The 19,677-nt window shown below is 31.6% G+C and carries 18 protein-coding genes; 5 read left to right on the forward strand and 13 right to left on the reverse strand.

Annotation, left to right across the window (positions count from 1 at the left end; translation table 11 throughout):
* The first annotated feature begins 44 nt into the window (after positions 1–44).
* On the forward strand, positions 45–725 hold the full coding sequence (locus KQ51_RS07580) for a copper homeostasis protein CutC (RefSeq protein ID WP_038470887.1): 681 nt from the start codon (positions 45–47) through the stop codon (positions 723–725).
* A gap of 12 nt (positions 726–737) precedes the next feature.
* Positions 738–1,643, forward strand: a complete 906-nt coding sequence (locus tag KQ51_RS07585) for a Gfo/Idh/MocA family protein (RefSeq protein ID WP_038470889.1) — start codon at positions 738–740, stop codon at positions 1,641–1,643.
* A 49-nt stretch (positions 1,644–1,692) separates the two neighbouring features.
* Here the strand turns inward: KQ51_RS07585 and KQ51_RS07590 are convergent, their stop codons facing one another.
* The gene (locus KQ51_RS07590; protein WP_038470892.1) at positions 1,693–1,923 is read right to left on the reverse strand and encodes a DUF1858 domain-containing protein; all 231 of its coding nucleotides are present in this window, start codon (positions 1,921–1,923) and stop codon (positions 1,693–1,695) included.
* Between the two features lie 185 nt (positions 1,924–2,108).
* Between KQ51_RS07590 and KQ51_RS07595 the strand changes: the two genes are divergently transcribed.
* A complete protein-coding gene (locus KQ51_RS07595; RefSeq protein ID WP_038470894.1) occupies positions 2,109–2,531 on the forward strand; it encodes a hypothetical protein in 423 nt (140 codons plus the stop codon).
* An 83-nt stretch (positions 2,532–2,614) separates the two neighbouring features.
* On the opposite strand, the gene nagB is transcribed toward KQ51_RS07595, so the two are convergent.
* From nagB to KQ51_RS07655, 12 genes are all read right to left on the reverse strand, one after another.
* Positions 2,615–3,337 carry a glucosamine-6-phosphate deaminase gene (gene nagB, locus KQ51_RS07600; RefSeq protein WP_038470896.1) on the reverse strand — a complete coding sequence of 241 codons (723 nt, stop codon included), beginning with the start codon at positions 3,335–3,337 and terminating at the stop codon, positions 2,615–2,617.
* Between the two features lie 9 nt (positions 3,338–3,346).
* A complete protein-coding gene (locus KQ51_RS07605) occupies positions 3,347–4,561 on the reverse strand; it encodes a phosphopentomutase (protein ID WP_038470898.1) in 1,215 nt (404 codons plus the stop codon).
* A gap of 1 nt (position 4,562) precedes the next feature.
* The gene (locus KQ51_RS07610; protein WP_038470900.1) at positions 4,563–5,705 is read right to left on the reverse strand and encodes an alanine racemase; all 1,143 of its coding nucleotides are present in this window, start codon (positions 5,703–5,705) and stop codon (positions 4,563–4,565) included.
* A 12-nt stretch (positions 5,706–5,717) separates the two neighbouring features.
* On the reverse strand, positions 5,718–6,812 hold the full coding sequence (locus KQ51_RS07615; protein WP_038470903.1) for an aminotransferase class V-fold PLP-dependent enzyme: 1,095 nt from the start codon (positions 6,810–6,812) through the stop codon (positions 5,718–5,720).
* The gene (locus KQ51_RS07620) at positions 6,809–7,690 is read right to left on the reverse strand and encodes a phosphotriesterase family protein (protein ID WP_038470905.1); all 882 of its coding nucleotides are present in this window, start codon (positions 7,688–7,690) and stop codon (positions 6,809–6,811) included. The genes KQ51_RS07615 and KQ51_RS07620 overlap by 4 nt, the downstream gene beginning before the upstream one ends.
* A 1-nt stretch (position 7,691) precedes the next feature.
* The gene (locus tag KQ51_RS07625; protein WP_038470907.1) at positions 7,692–8,057 is read right to left on the reverse strand and encodes a PRD domain-containing protein; all 366 of its coding nucleotides are present in this window, start codon (positions 8,055–8,057) and stop codon (positions 7,692–7,694) included.
* A 9-nt stretch (positions 8,058–8,066) separates the two neighbouring features.
* Entirely contained in the window at positions 8,067–8,981 is a 915-nt protein-coding gene (gene yhfZ, locus KQ51_RS07630; RefSeq protein WP_038470909.1) for a GntR family transcriptional regulator YhfZ, read from the reverse strand.
* A 61-nt stretch (positions 8,982–9,042) separates the two neighbouring features.
* A complete protein-coding gene (locus KQ51_RS07635; RefSeq protein ID WP_052609358.1) occupies positions 9,043–10,077 on the reverse strand; it encodes an amidase family protein in 1,035 nt (344 codons plus the stop codon).
* A gap of 64 nt (positions 10,078–10,141) precedes the next feature.
* Entirely contained in the window at positions 10,142–11,425 is a 1,284-nt protein-coding gene (locus KQ51_RS07640) for a YhfT family protein (protein WP_038470911.1), read from the reverse strand.
* Positions 11,426–11,446: 21 nt separating this feature from the next.
* Positions 11,447–11,806, reverse strand: coding sequence for a DUF2620 domain-containing protein (locus KQ51_RS07645; RefSeq protein WP_038470913.1), 360 nt, complete (start codon positions 11,804–11,806; stop codon positions 11,447–11,449).
* 363 nt (positions 11,807–12,169) lie between these two features.
* Complete coding sequence (locus KQ51_RS07650; RefSeq protein ID WP_038470915.1) at positions 12,170–15,268, reverse strand: alpha-mannosidase; 3,099 nt, start codon at positions 15,266–15,268, stop codon at positions 12,170–12,172.
* A 69-nt stretch (positions 15,269–15,337) separates the two neighbouring features.
* Positions 15,338–16,222, reverse strand: coding sequence for an AraC family transcriptional regulator (locus KQ51_RS07655; RefSeq protein ID WP_038470917.1), 885 nt, complete (start codon positions 16,220–16,222; stop codon positions 15,338–15,340).
* A 306-nt stretch (positions 16,223–16,528) separates the two neighbouring features.
* Between KQ51_RS07655 and KQ51_RS07660 the strand changes: the two genes are divergently transcribed.
* Positions 16,529–17,863, forward strand: a complete 1,335-nt coding sequence (locus KQ51_RS07660; RefSeq protein WP_038470919.1) for a TldD/PmbA family protein — start codon at positions 16,529–16,531, stop codon at positions 17,861–17,863.
* A 12-nt stretch (positions 17,864–17,875) separates the two neighbouring features.
* Complete coding sequence (locus KQ51_RS07665) at positions 17,876–19,102, forward strand: metallopeptidase TldD-related protein (protein ID WP_038470921.1); 1,227 nt, start codon at positions 17,876–17,878, stop codon at positions 19,100–19,102.
* Positions 19,103–19,677 lie beyond the last annotated feature (575 nt).

Raw genomic sequence — 19,677 nt, forward strand, 5'->3', positions numbered from 1 at the left:
GCAAGTGAAAAGAAAACTTGTTATAGTAAGAACGAGGTGATGATATGATAATAGAAATAATAGCAACAACCCTTAAAGAAGCAATAGATATAGAAACAGCTGGTGCTGATAGAATCGAATTAGTATCAGGTATTCTTGAAGGTGGATTAACCCCTTCAATAGGATTAATAGAACTAGTTTGCAATACTGTAAGTATTCCTGTTAATGTAATGGTGAGACCGCATTCAAAATCATTTATTTATGATTCTAAAGACCTTGAAGTTATCTATAAAGATATCTTAGAGATTTCAAAAACAAAGGCAAACGGAATTGTTTTCGGTGCTCTTAATCGGGATAAAACAATAAACTTTCAAGCTTTGAATAAAGTATTAGAGCTTAAGGGAAATTTAAAACTAACATTTCATAGAGCGTTAGATAGTACGGAAAATATCAAAGATGAATTCAAAAAACTAATCACCTATAATATTGATACAATTCTTACTTCAGCTGGAGAGAATAAAGTTATGGAAAACATCCCGTTAATTAATGAATTCTATCATGAAGGAAAAAAAGCTAATGTCACAGTACTCGCAGGTTCTGGACTTAACCCTGATAATGTGCCACAGTTCCTAAAGGAATCAAATGTAGAGGAGATTCATTTAGGTAGTGGTGTAAAATTTGAACGTAATAATCTTAATGAAATTGATCTTGAGTTGCTACGTAATCTTGTTAAATCAGTAAACTAGTTGGAGGTAACTATGAAAATTGGTGTCGTTGGTATTGGTGATATAGCTAGAAAAGCATATCTACCAATCACTACAAGAATAAAAGAAATAGATTTATATATCTATACTCGTAATCTAGATACACAAGTTAGTATTAAACAAGAATATAATGGTGTAGTAATTTGCAATACGCTTGAAGAATTACTTAAATGTGATCTTGATGCAGTCATGATTCATTCTGCTACAGATTCTCATTATCAATTATGTAAGTATTTCTTAGAAAGTCACATTCCTGTTTTTGTAGATAAACCAGTTTCTATGGATTTAAATGAAGTCGAAGAGCTATTTCTTTTAGCTCAAAGTAACAACACTTTGTTTCGAACAGGTTTTAATAGAAGGTACGCACCTACTATTAAAAACGCACACAGCTTTGGTACGCCCCAGGTTATTTTCTATCAGAAGAATCGACATAATTTACCTGGAAGTTTGAAAAGCTATATCTTCGATGATTTTATCCATGTCATTGATACAGTAAGATTCCTAATGCATGAAGAAATAGTTGATTTAAAAGTCAAACATTTATCAAATGAGAAGGGCACATACTCAGTTAATGTATTTATCACCGGAGAAACGGTTTCCTGTAATGCACTTATGTTCCGTGATTCTGGAATAACTGAAGAGAAAATTGATCTTCACTATTCTAATAAAAAAGTAATGATTAATAACTTAGATACTAGTCATCAATGCATTAATAATAAAGAAATACATAATTCGGTTAGCAGCTGGACTACTACTCTTGAGAAAAGAGGATTTACGGATTTAATAAATGAATTCCTCAAAGACTTAAAAAATAGTCCTAAATTTCTTTTAAAAGATAATGATTCATTAGAAACACACCGAATTTGCAATAAAATTTATAATCTAATAACTAGCAAATAAGTAAATAAAAAAAGACAATTAAATTGTCTTTTTATTTTGATTTCTATAATTAGTCCTGAATCCTTAGATAGAATCCATTTGCCTTAAATACATTTTGTGCTTCAATAATAGGGATATTTTTCATTGAACATCCTTTGTTTATCGACATTATTCTTCCTACGCTTTGTAGGAGTCCTGGTTTAAGGATATCCTTAAATCCTAATTCTACCATAATCTCTTTTATTACTGGATAATCCTTAACTATTTGGTATATCGTTGCATCTGCATCGATTTCAATCATTGTCTCACCTGCTTTAGTTTTCTAACTATATTATGCACATAAGATACACTTAGGTATAGTAAAGTACAATAAATTCTAAATAAGTGATTAGCTACTACATATGACTAATTCTCATCATTATTTCAAATTGCCTTTAGATTAGTATATAATAGATATTAAGTACTCAAATGAAAGAGAGGGATTTTATGAGAACATTTAGAGATATAGAGGTAAGAAACACTTTAGCTACAACAAAACAAGATTTCAATGATTTAGGTAATTTCTTAAAAAGAAAGGAATTACTAGATTCTAGAGGTTTATGGTTTGCAGGTTTTGATAACTACAGAAAATCAACAAACAATGCAGTTGCTGAGAATTTGTTTTATGGAAACAAGAAATTAAAGATAGTTTGTATTAATAACAACGAAGTATTCCATTTAAATAATTCGAAGGAAGGACTTAAAGTGAGAGCTATTGGAACGACTGATGAGAAGTTTAAAATGACTTCAATGAGAAATATTCTATATCCTACTGTTAATCTTCACTGTCCTCGTGAGCAATTATTTGAGTTCAAAGTTACTAAAAACAAAGGAATTATTAAGGAATTTAAGAAAGCACTTAAGAATTAAAAACGTTAATGAGATAAAAATAGTAAAAAGAAAGGAATTTCATACTTCTATAGTATGAAATTCCTTTTAGTTATTATGAATTTTTATAGTAAACTTGCTGCTGCTTCATCAAGAATTACTGTTACCGATTTATGAACTCTTAGTATTGAAGCAGGGCATGTATTATTAATCTCATCATTTAACATCTTATGCACTGCATCGGCTTTATCTTGCCCTGAAGCTACTAGTATTATATTCTCGGCGCTCATAATTTCTCTTATTCCAACTGTAATTGCCTGTGTTGGTACTTCTTCAATCGAATCAAAGAATCGAGCGTTACTTTGCCTTGTTTCTTCTTTTAAGTCCACAATATGAGTTACTGAATCAAAAGATGTTCCTGGTTCATTGAACCCGATATGACAATTTGCACCCAGTCCTAAAATTTGAAGATTGAGTGGGTTGTTTATTAGGATGTCATGATATCTTTTACACTCTTGTTCAATATTTTCATTATTGTGAAGGATTAAATCAATGTTTTCTTCACTGAAATCAGCTTTATTAAATATGTTGTTTTTTAAGAAGGCGCTATACTTATTTTTATCATTTTCAGGTAAACCAATATACTCATCTAAATTGAAAACATCTACATTTTCATAAGATCCTTTATTTGTTGAGTAATTGTTTACTATTTCCTTGTAAAGGCCAAGTGGTGAGCTTCCTGTTGCAAAGCCTACTCTAGGTTTTTCTTCAGATTTAACGATTTTATCAAACTCCTTAAAAGCAGTTCTTGATAACTCATCGTAATCTTTTGTTAATATTATTTTCATTTTTACCTCTCAATTACTTAATAATTTTCCCAAGAAGGATGTTCCAAAATTTACCTTCTTGATACCAAAGAAATCTGCGACTGTGGCACCAACATCCGCTAGTGTATCACGATTTCCAATATTAATTCCCTGTATCCCTTTTTTATAGACCAATAGGGGTACATTTTCTCTTGTGTGTTTACTGTGTCCAACTGTAGGATCATTACCATGATCAGCCATAATAATTAGGACATCATTTTCATCAAGTAAGTTTATTATCTGCGGAATATATTCATCGACAACAAGTAATTTACTTGCATATAATTGGGTGTTTTCTGAATGTCCTGCTAGATCTGTTTCTTGAACATTCGAGCAAATAAATCCATGTTTATCATTTCTTATTAATTCTATTGTTTTTGTTAGAACTTCACCTGTAGGAACAATTGAATAAGAATCTCCATTTTCGTTCGCACAGATATCAGCAACTTTACCGACAAATGCGGTTTTACTTAGCTTTTGATCGTATAAAATTGTCTGGATTTGTGTTGTATGATCAACACCATATCCTAGATGTTCCACTTCATATTTTTGAATATATACTTTTGATTTTGGTGCATTCACACCTATATATGTTTCATTCTTTGTTTCAATTGCATTAACCAGGTCTTCTTTCGTAACATTTGCTCCACCAAAGACGATTACCCTAGCTACTTCAACTGAATCTCTGACAATTCTTGCGATTTTTTTTACATCTTGGAAATTAACATAATCAAAAGATGTAGTGACATTATAGACTTGTCCTAAATCTGTTTCTAGGTTATCTCCGATATAAACTTCATCATAAATTGATAATAATGAAACATTATCTTTGGTAATTCGTTTTGTTGGATATCCTTTGTTTTTAAGATTCATTTCCACGATATCAATAACTTCATTAAAAGGCATCTTAAAAGGTTTTTTTGGTTTTGTTCCCATAATTTCTTGGTGACCAAAAAAAGTGTCTCCTCCATAATGTGCTAATTTTGAACTTCCAAAATTGGCAGTGTCAGAAGGTTTCATAGAGCCTGTTGTAGTTCCCATCGCATTTATTAATCCCAGTTTTTCAAGATTGGGAAGATGCACATGAGTTTCTTTCAATATGTGAAGTGCAGTATTTGAACCGATGTCTTGTGGTCTGACAACAGATACATCATCCATTGCTCCAATCCCAAATCCATCTAATACTAAAACAATAATCTTTTTCATGTTATTTTACTCGTCCTTGTGTATCATAAACTCCAACTAAGGTTGGATTTCCACTTCGTAGTCCTTCGACTAATGCAATATCACTTCTTGTAACAAACATTTGTGTTCTATAACACATAAGTACTGGACTTCCTACGCGGAATTTACCATCTAATTGTAGATGATAATCGATACTTTCTGGTGATAATTGATGAGCTTTAGTAACTACAGCATCTGTTGTTACTAAAGCGTTATTTAATTTACCTCGTGCATAGTATCCACCACCATATACAAGTGATTGATTTTCAAACACATGAGATACTTCTGTTAAGTAAACATAACTGATTTTTTCAGCAAAATCACTTGTCGCATTCATCATTGTTGTACCAGATAAAGAATGCCCTGGTTCGATTGTTGTTCCCCCAAGTTCTTTTACTAAAGGCACGTTATAAACACAGTTCGATGAAGGAAGGTTTATTTCTGATACTGTGATTCCCTTTTCCTCTAGTTGTTTTTTTGCCTGTATTAAAGCATCTACATTAGATGTTTTAATGATATCTTCTTGCTCTGGACAATAGATAAATGCAGGGAAAGTTGTTAATCCCACTACAGTAATATTTGATAATGAGTTTACACTACTACTTAGTTCTACTACCTCATCATTAGTTACTCCTGAATATTGTCCATTATATAAGTCTTTTTTTGATGAATAGACTTTTATAAGTACCTTTTGATTTATTCCTAGTTGTTTTGCGTACTTGTTTATTTCAATAGCTTTCTCATAGCTATAAATTGTTATATGTTCTACTCCGTACTCTAGTAATCCTTTTAGTAAGTGTGTAGGCGTTTGGACTAAGTGTCCAGCATGGCTAATTGGAATGTTATTACTCATTAGTGTGATACAATCTTTAAAATCTACAGCGACAGCTCCTTTGAAACCAATCTCTAGTAATTTTTTTGCGATGTATGGATTTCTCCCAAGTTGTTTTAGCATAAAAATTGGGGTAATTTCAGAACCACATGCTTCGATAATTCTTTTACCATTACTTACAACTTGATCGACATCAATAACATATGTATCAGGTAATAAAACTCCTTTTTTATGCATCATTAATGTATATTCAACTAATAACTTATTCTCTTTCATTAGCTTTTTTAAAAACATGAAACCACTCCTCTATGCGTTGTCTATTGCTTCTCCCAAAATCCGTATTATTGTATGGGTTCCAGCTCGATTTGGATTTATTCGTATTGTATTATTTATGGCATTGGAATCATCTTTTAGAAAAGTACCCGATACTCTATAAAACAATGGTGAAAACTCGTATTTTGATTCTGCGCCTACAGGATGTGGTAGAGCTCCTAGTTTTTCTGCTTCAATAAGAACTTGTTTTGCATTGTTCTTCTCTAATTTAATAATTAATACTTTAGATTGAGCATTGGCGATAAAACTTGATTCTACTCCTTGTATGCCTGTTGTTTCTATATATGAATGAACATCTTCTATTACTTCAGCTTGGATTGCCAGTGATACTGGGGCATATACAAATCCGCGTAATACGTCTAAGGCTTCGTGTCCTTGAACTTGACTTCCACCTGAGTAATTCATTTCTTTAATTTTACTAATTATGTTTTGGTTTCCAACGATACATCCAATCCCTTCAGGACCTAGAAGTTTAAATGTTGAAAAGGCAGAAACATCTGCGCCCATTTCACAACCAATTTCTTCAATTTTAAAGACAGCATAGTTATCATCTGTCACAACTGATATGTTCTTATTTGTCTTTTTAATTACTTCAATAACTGATTTCGCTTCGTATTTATCAAATAGTTTTTGTCTTGTTATTTGGACAATTGCAGTATGAATTGTAGGATTGTCTTCAATCACTTTTTTAACTAGCTCTAGATTATTAAAGTCAACAGAAATTAGCTTTGCCCCGATTAATTTTAAGGTGTGTTCTGTAGTTGGATAAATTGGTGCCTCATGAACTAAGACTGTTTTTTCAGTCATACAAAGCTGTGCTAAGGTTTGTCTTATCGCATTTGTCCCTGAACCACGTAAAAGCATTGCCGATTCGGCATTAAATATATTACTAATTACTTTTTCAACTTTACTTGTTGTTAAAGGGATATTCTCTGGCTGTCTAACACCTAGGTCTCCTCGTGAAAGTATGTCATATCCTCTGAACTCATTTAGGATACAATCGATGATTCTAAATTGAACATTTTTTGCATCTTTTAAACTAAGACTTTTTAATGGATATGTTTTCATAAAATTCCTCCTAAAAGGCGATTTGGGTTATGTTTTAACATTGTTTCAATGCTTTGATCAGTAACTCCATATTTCTTTAATAATGGGATAAAATCAGTAAATAGGTAGTTATATCCTATACCATTATTTTTCTTAAAGTGTGATTTACGAGTAATATCTAATGACAATACAACTTGATCAATTCTTCCAATATCTTGAATATGTTTAAGAATTTCAGCACGTACTTCGTCTTTCATATAGTTGATTTTACCGATTGTATCAAAACCAACATTTACTCCTGTTTCAAGAATTTTTACGATATAGTTTTGGTCACCTGATAAATCAACATGTCCGATTATTACTTTGCTTAGATCTACTTCTTTTTCCTGGAAGTAGCTAATTTGTTCCAAAGCATATGTTGCTAATGTTGTATGAGTATAGATGACACAGTTTGTTTTCTTTTGAGCAATTGAAGAAGCATGAAACAGTTTTTCTTCATTAACTGTCATTTCATTTTTGCTTGTTCCTATTTCTCCAATAACCTGTGGTTTTTGAAGAGATGACTCAAATCCATTAACTAACTCTGTGATAAAATCCTGTGCTAGTTCATCAACTGATTTACCAATAAATTCTTGTGATAGGAAAGGATCCTTATAATAACCGGTTGATGTAATTATATTTATCCCTGTCTCTTTTTGAATTTGGATGATGGCATCATCATTTCGGCCCATTTCATGATTTGTAACATCTAAGATATTTCTAACTCCATTTTTGTAGAGATTTTTGAATTCCGAGATAGTGTCTTCAATGTTATCTAAAATGGTATCTGGGTCATTCTTAATTCTTGATAAATCAATTGTTAAATGCTCATGCATCATTGTATAACCGTTGATATTCATATTACTCACCTCTTTGTAATAATAATGTGCAGATATGAACTAAAACCATAATACTTTCGGCTTCATTGAATACCACGTTTGCTTTTTGTGAAGCTTTTTGTAGTATTGCTTCTGCTTCTGTATAGAACCCACTAATCATTAACTGTTCTTTAATGATTTCATTTGATTCTGTTAATTGATTGTTTTTTTCTACTCGATCAAGAGCTATTGCTAAATGGGTAAACATAGAATCAGTATCCATTTCTTCTATGTTTGCTACGAAACTTGTTAAAGTTTCTTCAATTATATATATGTTTTTGACTGTAGTTTCACTAATTACTTCTCTATCTTTTAAAATATTTATCTTTAGTTTTGTTTGGTCTTTCATAATAGCTCCTTAGTAAATCGGTGTTTTTTTCTCCATTATTACATCATTTTGGATTTGAAGAATACTTTCAACTTCAACTTCATCTTGAATAATTCTTCTTGTAAAATGATCATTAGCTTTAATAACAATTACTGTTTCACTAAACTTGGATAACCCTTCAATAAAATCTAGTTCCAAGTAATCGTAATCCAAATGTTTTTCAAGTATTTCATCGAAGTTCCATATCGTTATATCGATATCCCCGTTGTCTAAATATTTTCTTATTAAACTGGCGTTGATATATTTTAATTGAACTTTGACTTTTTTATGTAGTAATTTTGCGATTTCAATTTGGTCTAATGATGTTTCATCGACACCAAGCACTGTATTCTCATCGATAATCCCATTAAAATCTTTTGTTTTTACAAGAATATGTTTTGAAACAAATGATTTTGGTCCAAACGCTTTAACAATCTCTAACTTTCCACCATTTTCAATTGCCTGTTGCGCTGCGGCACGTGATGTAATTACATAATCAACACTGCCCTCAAGTAATCTTGAAAGTCTATTTGTAGAACCCCTCATATACATTAAGTGAAATCGCATTGATTCATTTCCTAAACCACTTAATCCAGATGCAAGGCCTTCATATCTTTTTGAGTAAGGTAGGGGCATACAGCCAACGATATGTCGTTTCCCAATTAAGCTCAAAATGATATTTTTATCAAATCCTGTTAAATAACTACCTTGAGATCCTCTTTTATCTATAGAGATTCCTTCAGTTTCGACTAAGTAATTAATTGCATTTTGAACTGTACCTTGAGATGAATCCAATAACTTCACATAAGCGCGTACAGATTTCATTTTATCTCCGACGTTTAATGCAAATAAATCTTTGACAATCTCTAACACAACTTGTGATGTTTTATTATATTCTAGAACCATAATTCCTCCTTATAGTACAATATTTTGTACTAGTTAATTATATAAGAATATCGTCTATTTATCAAGGTTTGATTGTGAAGTACTTTTTATATAGTTTATTTGAGATCTTGTTCTTTAAGTGTTTTTGTATTTCGAATAAACTACTAATACCTTCTTTGCTTGAGTTTGCGATTAAAACATAGCCACTTGAGAAATCATTTGATGGCACAACTAAGGCTGATGCATTAACCATGTTAGCTACTCTTATAAGGCCTTTTCCTGCTTTTTCTTGGTTTTGTCGCGATACACTATTAAACAACCCAAACACTGAATCACCAAAACCAAAGTAATCAATTGGTCCTTCGTAAGACATAATTACATCATATTGCTCAAGTTTCTTATTCAAATAATCTATATTTTCTTGTCTATCACCAAATATATTTGGATATATCTCTCTATTAATTATAAATTTGTTATTTGTCAGTGAATCACTTAGGATTTTCCCAACATCATCACCTGTTTCTAACAAAATATTATTTTCATTAGGGATTAGAATATTTATATCTTTTACTTGTTCAATTTGAACAAATGTTTCAGTAGCTTTTTGAATTAAATCAATGTCTTTTGAGATAAATCCAAGTGATGGTATAAACGTGATTCCATCTGTTGAACTTTTGGCATACGATTCATCACGAAAGAACAATGGTGAGATAATTCCATATAGGTTTAATGCTAAAGCAGGAGCTAAAACTGAGCCTCCTCCATCAGAACCAAGACCGATATCGTTATAATCTTCTAATACATTTATCGCAGTTCCACTTGAAGAACCTGTCATTAGTTTACCTGTTAGAGGGTTTACTAAATCTATATCTATTGCTCTTCCACCTCGGGCCATTTTATCTAAGGTATGAGGAATAAAACCGCTTTGTTTTAGTTTTGAAAGTACTTCTTCTTTAATGTATTCTGTGTTTTTTATACCCATCAAGTAAAAATCTGATTTATCTTCAACAGCTTTTTTTACTGTCGATGTTACATCATATACTTTTAGGACACTATCCTTTTTACATGATAGTACTTCTGTTCTTTTTAAATATTTATCATAATCATTGTAGTTCATAGAAGCACCTCTTTTAGTGTTTAATAAAAATAAAAGGAGTATTTGCATACTCCTTTATATAGTTTTATGCAGGAACGATCCAAAGTCCTAATAAAGCTAGAACATTCAAGATGATACCTAATGCTATTACTGCGATTGGTCCTACAGCGATACTAACAAGTGGTTTTTTACTTGTTTTATTCAATGTATATAACCCGATAACGAATAGGAATCCGAATTTAGGACTCATTGCGTTTGCAGCAATCATTGAACCAACTAATAATGCAACTTCTAATACAGAGTTCATAGCTGATCTAATATGTTCACCCATGTTTTTAACACCAGCGAACTTGTCTAAGAATTTAGCAGCTCCACTTAATGCAAGTAATTCTACAGAAATCATAACTCCACCTAATACAAATGCTAAGTATGGGTTTCCTGTTAAGATACCAATTGCAAATACAAATGTAACTCCAGCAGGAGCATAAACACCTGTTGCGATAGCTGTTGTAAAGATTAATGGTACAAATCCAATACCTCTAGCAAATGCAGCGATACCAGCTTCTGTCATTTTTCCATCAGCCATTAAGTTTAATGAGATAGGATCTCCAGCAACGATGTTAGCAGCTGTAGCAGCAGCAACTAGTGCTCCCATTCCAACTAACCAAGGCCAGTTTTTCTTAATTCTGTCAACATTTGATGAGAAGATACTTACTAGTTGTTGGTTTGATGTAGTAGTTTCACCAGTTCTGATAGCGAATACAATCATCATAACAACACCTACTAATAATCCAAGTCCTTCAACACTTAAACTAACAGTGCTTCCTGAGATATCGAATGATCCGTATCTGTTTACTAATACCATTGTCGCGAAAATCGCTCCAATTGTGTAAATTCCTTTTTTGTAACCATGTTGTAAAGCCACTGCTAAGGCAGGGAATACTGCGAATGCAACAACAACTGGTTTACCAACACTACCGATATGTGGTAAGAAGTTATAAGGTAAATAACTAAACGCATCAATAATTACGTCTAACCCTAAACTAAGACCAATACCGAATAAACCACCAATTACACCAGAAACTATTAAACCTTTTTTACCTGCTGGTGAAACTGAACCAATTATATCTGTAGCTAATAAGATACAGTGAATTAATATAATTGATTTTCCGATTGAGAATGGTAATCCAAACCCAATTACTAAACCAAATGACAATGCGAAACTTGTAAGCCCAAGAGTCTTTCTGTCAATTTTACCGTTTAAGAAGTTCCCAACGATAGGTCTAAACCCATCATGGAATACGGCAATTTGTTTGTTTGCTAATATCGATGCAAGTGCACCAAGCAAACCGATGATAATAAGTTCCATAAATCGTCCTCCAAATTAGTATTATTTTATAATGAGCGGAAGGATAACAGATAATACATTATCTGCATCTTGCGCTGTGAAACCAAATGCTATTTTCCCTGATTCTACTTCTTCCTTCATTTTCTCATCTGATAGAATTTTACCAGGCATAGATAATGTTACACAATTCTCTAAACCAAGTATAGCTATAGCCATTGCTAATGCTCCCCCACTACCAGTATTACATGCTCCTATATAATAATCATATGTACCTGCTTGCATAGAAAGTGCCGCATCCAAGTCACCTTGAATATCGACAATTGCTTTTTCTCCTGCAAAATCAGTAATGATTTTTTTAATTCTCTCTTTATCTAATTGTCCACCTACAACTATTTTCATCATCTGTTTACGCTTCCCAAATCATAGATTTAGAAATCTCCTTTTTCGTTTTTTTCTTTGTACAACATTTTGTACATTTATATTAACATTTATTCTCAGCTTTGTCAATATTACAAATTATTTTATGGTAAAAAAAACTAACCATAAATTCTAAATATATAAATATATTTACTCAATAATCTAGATTCAATGTTTTTGAATGGAAATCTAGTTCACCTTATTATTTGCATTATGATCCCCATGTATTTTATTGATTTTAGAACTACCACATGGAAATGCCAATACTATAGAAAAAAGGTGCAAATTGTCTTGCACCTTATCCCGAAGATTCTTCTTTTCCTAAAAAGTTCTATGGCTCTTATTAACTTATAGTTCTATATATATAGTTTTGATTTCAAAAGGAGTAAAAGTAATTTCTACTTTATTTTCACAGATTTCTAACTTACTTTGGATCTCACCTACTAGATTTACTTCATAGGCATGTAAAATATCATAATGTGAAGTAAGTGTTGTCTTAGTACGGCAATTTTGTGATTCATAGATTCTCAGTGTTATATAATTATTGGAATTATCCTGTTTTACAACTTCAATTACTATGTTCTCATTCGTCACTTTGAAGAGTGATTCAAAGTGATTATCACTTCTTTTAAGTAGTGGAGTTGTATATAAAGGATAATTCAGTTTGTATGCTTCTTTGATTGTCCCGCCTTCACTATATGTATTAAGATGTGGATAAAGCGAGTAAGTAAATGTATGATTACCTTTATCAATATCTAGACAAGGCCATTGCGATGATTTTAATAATGATAATCCGATAACTGAGTCTTTGATACTATATCCATATTTACTATCATTAATTAAGGAAACTCCATAATTACCATCGGAAAGATCAGCCCATTTTTGAGCTGGGACTTCAAACATAGCATGGTCCCATGAAGTGTTCTCATGGGTTGTTCGTTTGACATTTCCATATTGAATTTCGTATGTTGCGTATTGATTGGAAACAGTTAAAGGGAATAGCGTTCTTAGAAGGGTTTGCTTCTCGTTCCAATCAATCGTCGTTTCAAAATCAATTCGTCTTGTATGAGAATACATTATAATATCTTGTTTAATCAAGGATTTATTGTATTTTCTTGTTTGTCTTAAAACAGTTCTGACTGGTCCATCCTCAATAATAACTGATGATTCTAACTCACTTAACGGATATGATTTATACTTGTAATATTTATTTATGTCCCAAGCATCCCAGTTATGAGGAATATCCTCATATGCGACTAGTTGATTGGCAATCATTCCCTCTTCAATTAGTTCTCTTTGTGCATCTTTATCAAAGATACTAGTGATATATCCTATCGAATCAAATGATAAAACTAAATAATCATTTTCCAGTTTACTAGTTGATTGATGAAGTATATTTGTTCCTGATAGTTCTTTCGATAATTGATACTTAGAAATACCGAAAGGTATTATCGAAGGAACATGAACAATCACTTTATTATCAAAAGTCTCTTGAATAGGATATAGTTTATCCTTGTAACATAATGATTGATATATTGGATTATATTTATTTAAAACTACAATATCATCTCTTGTAAAAGATGTTGTGTTAATTATTTGGATTGTACTATCATCTTCGTTTTGTGAATTAATCGGTGAGATTGTTTTGGTTATTTGTGATTCCATAGTAGAAATGATTTCATTGTATTGAGTAAATGATTCGTCATATACTTCTTTTATACTTGTCCCTGGGATAATATCGTGAAACTGATTTAAGAGAATTACATCCCAAGACTTATTTATCAGTTTATGATTAATTGGATAACTATATAATTTATTAAACAGAACAGAAATAAATTCTAAATCATGAACTAATTGTTCACTTCTTCTATTATATTTCTTACTTTTACTTGAAGTTGTGTATGTTCCTCGATGATATTCTAGATATAATTCACCTCTCCATTTAGGTGTTTTATCGTTATTGGCAACTTTTTTCTCTAATTCAGTGAAATATTCAATTGAGTTTACCTCTTTTACTTGTGGTAAACCAGGTATCCCTTTGATAAGTCTTTGTGAATACTCTAGCATTTCTGAAGTTGGTCCACCACCACCATCACCATGGCCATAAATCATTAAGGTATTGTTGTTGATGAGCTTTTGTTGATACCTAGTGTATGTTCCTTGTACTTGGGAAGGATTTATTGTCCCTTCATAAATTGTTCTATGATCGTTATTGATAACTTTTTCATATTCATTGGTAGTACCAAAATATGTCAATATTTCTGTGCCATCTAATCCTTTCCAATAGAAAGTATCGTATGGCATTTTGTTAGATTCATTCCAACTGATTTTTGTTGTTAAGAAGTATTTGATTCCGATACTTTTTAGAATTTGAGGTAAAGCAGCACTGTATCCAAATACATCAGGAAGCCATAAGATTTTTGAATCAACTGCAAATTCATTTTTAAAGAATGTTTTACCTTTTTGCAGTTGTCTAATTAGTGATTCACCTGAAGGTATATTGCAGTCTGATTCTAACCACATTCCGCCTTCTACTTCCCAGCGACCTTCTTTTACTAGTTCCTTAATCTTTTGATATAGGCTAGGATTATCTTCTTTTACGAACTGATATAGTTGTGGTTGAGAAGACATAAATCTATAGTGCTCGTATTCCTCCATCAATTTAACTACTGTGGAAAAACTACGAACAACTTTTTCCCTTGTTTGTTTCAAAGTCCATAACCAAGCAACATCTATGTGTGTATGTCCTAATAGAGAAACAGTTGATAAAGGATTATGTTTATAGGAATAAACTGCATCCTCAATAATTCTAGAAGCTTCACAAGATGAGTTGATAAGTTTTTCTAGAGATCGAAAATCTAATATATCTACTGCATTATTACAGGTGTTTAGGATTAAGTTGTACTCTGCAGTCTCAGGGTCTAATACTTGCAAAGTTTCTTCTAAGATTGACAAATCAAAATATATTTTTTTAATTTCTTTTTGAATTTTTGAAATATAACATCTTATGTTAACATCATCTTTTTGTGTTCCCGTATAAGCATGAAATGATATTACAAAGTCAAGTCCTAGTTTATTTGTGTCTATTATTACAGTGCGATGATTAGTATCAAAACCTTGAATAGCTTCTCCGTTTATATAAACTAAAAACTGAGGGTTTATTGCGTCCCACCCTTGTTCCTTACCTGTTTCAATTTCAAAAACAATTGAACTACCTAGAAAATCGTCATTTAGGACAACCCTTTTTTGAAACCAATATCGATTAGCGTTGTTTATATAAGTCAAACTATTATAAATAGAGAAGGTGGATACATCTTTATTTGCCTCCTCAAAAGATAAATAGTCGCCTTGTTTATACATCAAGTCATTCAACTCATATTTTTCGGTATATATATTTTTTGACAATTCATTACAAGTTTTCTTTAATCTCTCCAAATAAAAAAACATAATATCCTCCTTTAAGTAGCTAGGTATATTATATTTCTTTTTTGGTATTTATTACATATTCATTCTGGACTATAAATTGTCATTTTTGGACATTATTCTATATTCAAGAGGTGTCATATCGTTCATTCTTTTAAAGAATTTTGAGAAAACAAATGGCGAAGTGAAATCCATATATTCTGAAATCTCCTTCATTTGCAATGAAGTATTACGGATTATTTCACATGCCTTTTCATTTCTTTTAACATCAATTAGTGATTTAAGAGATGTACCTAAACTTTGCTGAACTACTCTTGATGCTTGCTTCTCTGAGAGAAATACATATGAAGCTACTTCCTTAACGCTAATCCTCTTAATTACATTATCTTTAATATAACTGTGCATCTTACTAAAGTGCCCTGTGCTTGTATTCTTTTGGATTCCCATTCTTGCTAGTTTGTAGTTGCTTAGTCTTCTTGATAATATGATTAACATATTGGTAATATTGTTAATGATTATTCTGTTATATCCGCTGTATCCGTTTCCAGCTTCATTCAATGAACCTTCAAACAAAGAAATAAGTTCATGACTGTTATGTAGAACTCTTACTTCGGTATTCGAGAGTATGTTTAATAACTCATACTCTTCAGAATATGAGTTGTTAATTAACTCTAAATCTACGTTCATACTGTACTCAGTATAAGTGTCTTCATTGCCATTTATTTGCTCGTGATAATTCCCTGGAGGTGTTATGTAACAATCACCTTTTTTAACTATAAATGTTTGATTATCTAGTATCACTTTTGAATCACCACTTTGAACAATATGAATTTCAAAAGTTGAATGGAGATGACGTTGAATTCTCCATTGCTTATTTCTGTTCATGATCCTAAACCACAATACTCTTATCTCCATATTATTAATTGGGAAATGAAACTCAATGTTATTCAATTTCTTTGATTGTTCAGTTAAATTCATTTGCATTCACCTCTTTGTATTTGCTGGATACCATTACTTCATTTTATTTCATTTATCGAAAGATTTCAAATATATTTAGCGATTGTCATTATCATACATACGTGTTGTATCAGTTTTCAAGGATAGTTTATAACTTTCTTCTTAGTAAAACTGAAGTTGGTAAATACCAAATACGAAACTTAATTGCAAGTAATCGATAGAAGGAAATAAGGAATATATGACAATCCTTTTGTTTTTATACATTTTTGTGGTCCATTAGATATGGTAAAATGAATATAAGAATAAATAAAAATTAAGGAGGAATATATGTATAAATATCCAGAGGGATTGTATATAGATGTTCGTATTGAAGATAACTTCACAACAAGAATAGTATACAAAAATGGTGAGTTACACGAGCAAAAAGTACGATCTAACAAAGGGGCATTTATTCGCGTTTACGATGGTTTACGTTGGTATTATGCTTCATTAACAGATTTAGGTAAGATTCAAGAGCAAATTGACACACTTGCAAAAATGGCAACACCAAATGAAGATATTGAGAATAATCCTGTTATTAAGTTATACGAAGTACATAATGAGGAATTAATCCAATACAAGGAAAACTCATTAAAGGATATTTCATTATCAGCTAAAGACGAACTTGTTAAAAGAGTTTCTGATTTATGTAAACATGAAACAATCAAGATGACACAGGTATTTTATGTTGAGGATGTAACAATTAAAGAGATTTATACATCTAAAGGTTCAAATATCAAATTTGATAAACAGACTTGTGGTATCGCTATGCGTATGCAATGTGCACATGAAGAAAATAATAATATGTTTGGGTCTTCTACTGCAACGGTATATTTTGATGAGTTAAAAGATAAATTCCCATACTTTGAAGAAGAAGTTAAAAAGAACATTCACTTCATTAAAAACGCTGTGGCTTTCGAACCAGGTGAACACAAAGTTCTTATGAGTCCATTAGCTACTGGGGTATTCACTCACGAAAGTTTCGGTCATAAAAGCGAATCAGATTTTATGGTAGGAGACGAAACAATGCGTAAAGAATGGGTCCTTGGTAAAAAGGTTGGACCATCATTACTAACAATCATTGATGATGGGACATTTGTCGGAAATGGATATGTACCATTTGATGACGAAGGGACAAAAGGTTCAAAAACAAATATCATTACAAACGGTGTCCTAACAGATCGTCTTCATAGTGTGCCTACTGCTGCTGCCTTAGAAGAGAATTTAACAGGGAACGCACGTTCTATCAATTTTGAATATGAACCTATCGTTCGAATGACAACAACGTATATCGAAAAAGGTGATACACCTTTAGATGATATAATCAAATCTATTGATTATGGTGTCTTTATTGATACCATTAAACACGGTTCTGGAATGAGCACATTTACTATCGCTCCTTCTCGTGCATATTTAATCGAAAACGGAAAAATCACCACTCCTATAAAACTATCTGTAATTACTGGTAATGTTTTTGAAACATTGGACTTAGTAGATGCAGTAAGTAAAGAATTTGAATTACTTAGTTTTGTTGGTGGAGGATGTGGAAAAATGGAACAATTTCCACTTCCAGTTGGGTTTGGAGGACCGTATACATTGGTTCGCAAACTCAATGTAATGTAGGAGGTATTAATAATGAAAAAAGAATATATAACAACAATAAGAAAAGAAATATCAATCAAACTACAAGCTTCAGAAATTAATTCACTTCGTGTAAAAGACATCGAACGTAATGCTGTTAGAGTATATAAAGATGGATATATAGGTATATCAGGAGCTATCGGTTCTACTTCTAAAGAAGAACTAACAAATCAAGCAATTGAAAACTTAGCTTCTAAAATTCCTTATCCTCACAAACTAGAAGAAAATAGAAAAGATCATCGTAATCTAACAGATAAAATATATAATGAGCAAGAATTAATGGGACTTGCTGAAAACTTCCTTTCTGAAATCAAGGAAGAAAATGATGACTTCATTTACTCTGAATCATTCAAGGCTATAAAATCAGATATCTCATTATCAAATTCAGAGGGATTAGATTTACGATATCAAGATCAAAGACTTGACATCGGTATAATCGTAAAAGCAAAAAGTAGTCCCAACTTATTTGACACATTCCTTGGTTGGTCTGGTAGAAATATGGACTTTCCTAGATTCATCGAAACGTCAAAAATGCAGTTGACTGCAGAACGTACAAAAGTTGACTTGCCAGAAGGAGAAAAACTACCTGTATTCTTTGCTGATTTAGGTACTGTAGGAGGATTCATCACTAGTCATCTAAGTGGTGAAACGTACGGTAATGGTGCTTCTTTCTTTAAAGACAAGATTGGTAAAAAGATATTTAATGAAAAAGTAAATATGTTCCAAAACAGAGACCCAAAAATAACCCACTCAAGACACTTTGATATGGAAGGTGTTTGTATGGAAAACGATAGAGTTTCATTAATTGAAAATGGTGTACTAAAACGTGTATTCACAGACAAGAAAACAGCTAAAAAGTTCAACTATGAACATACTGGTTCTGCTGCTGGTGGATACGATGACGTACCAACTATAAGTTCAATCCATCTCCGTATTGAGAATGATTCAACTAATATCGTTAAAGCATTAGAAGGCAAAATGGCTATTGTTGTTGTTGCTGCTGCTGGTGGAGAAGTAAATGCTGATGGTAATTATGCTACTCCAGTACAATCAGCTTACTTGTTTGACGGAGAAAAATTTGTTGGAAAACTTCCAGAGTTTAGTATGGAAAATCACATCTACAATATCCTTGGTGAAGACTATATTGGTACATTTGAAGATCCAATGTATCATGGAGAAAACGACCAACTTGTTGGTTGTTATATGAAAATCACTAAATAACCTTTTAGAAAAACACCCTCTACTTGCTGTAGAGGGTGTTTTATTATCCATATACAAAGAGTTTAATCTTGTGTTTTATTAAACTATTCATGATATGAATTATTATAACCGGTTTATCTACAACTATTGTTTTTGGTCATAAATTATTTTATAAAATCAAATTCTTACTAATCCATTATTACCACAAAGAATTCCCATAATAACGTGATGAATCATAATACGTTTATTCATCCTCAAGAAACTTCCAGACAAAACTATAGACTTCATATATATAGAATAAAAACTACTAAAATACTCAAAATTATTATCAAGTGGGAGAGTAAAGAGTTCCTTAGTTGTTGTGGAGTTTTGAGTTTAATTATTCTACGTTATTGCTCATGCTATTTTCAATGTTAGACTTGAAAATCTAATTTAGAAAATAAACTATAATGAATATTAAAGAAATTGCTTGACTACTGTCACTTGTAATATCTAAAACTTAACTTGCTTTATAAATACGCTCAATACTTATCCAAGGCAATAAAGGAATGTAGATATATCATCATTCTTTTATTGTTGACCTTATGTAATAACCA

The organism is Candidatus Izimaplasma bacterium HR1 (assembly GCA_000755705.1).
Taxonomy (GTDB): Bacteria; Bacillota_I; Bacilli_A; order Izemoplasmatales; family Izemoplasmataceae; genus Xianfuyuplasma.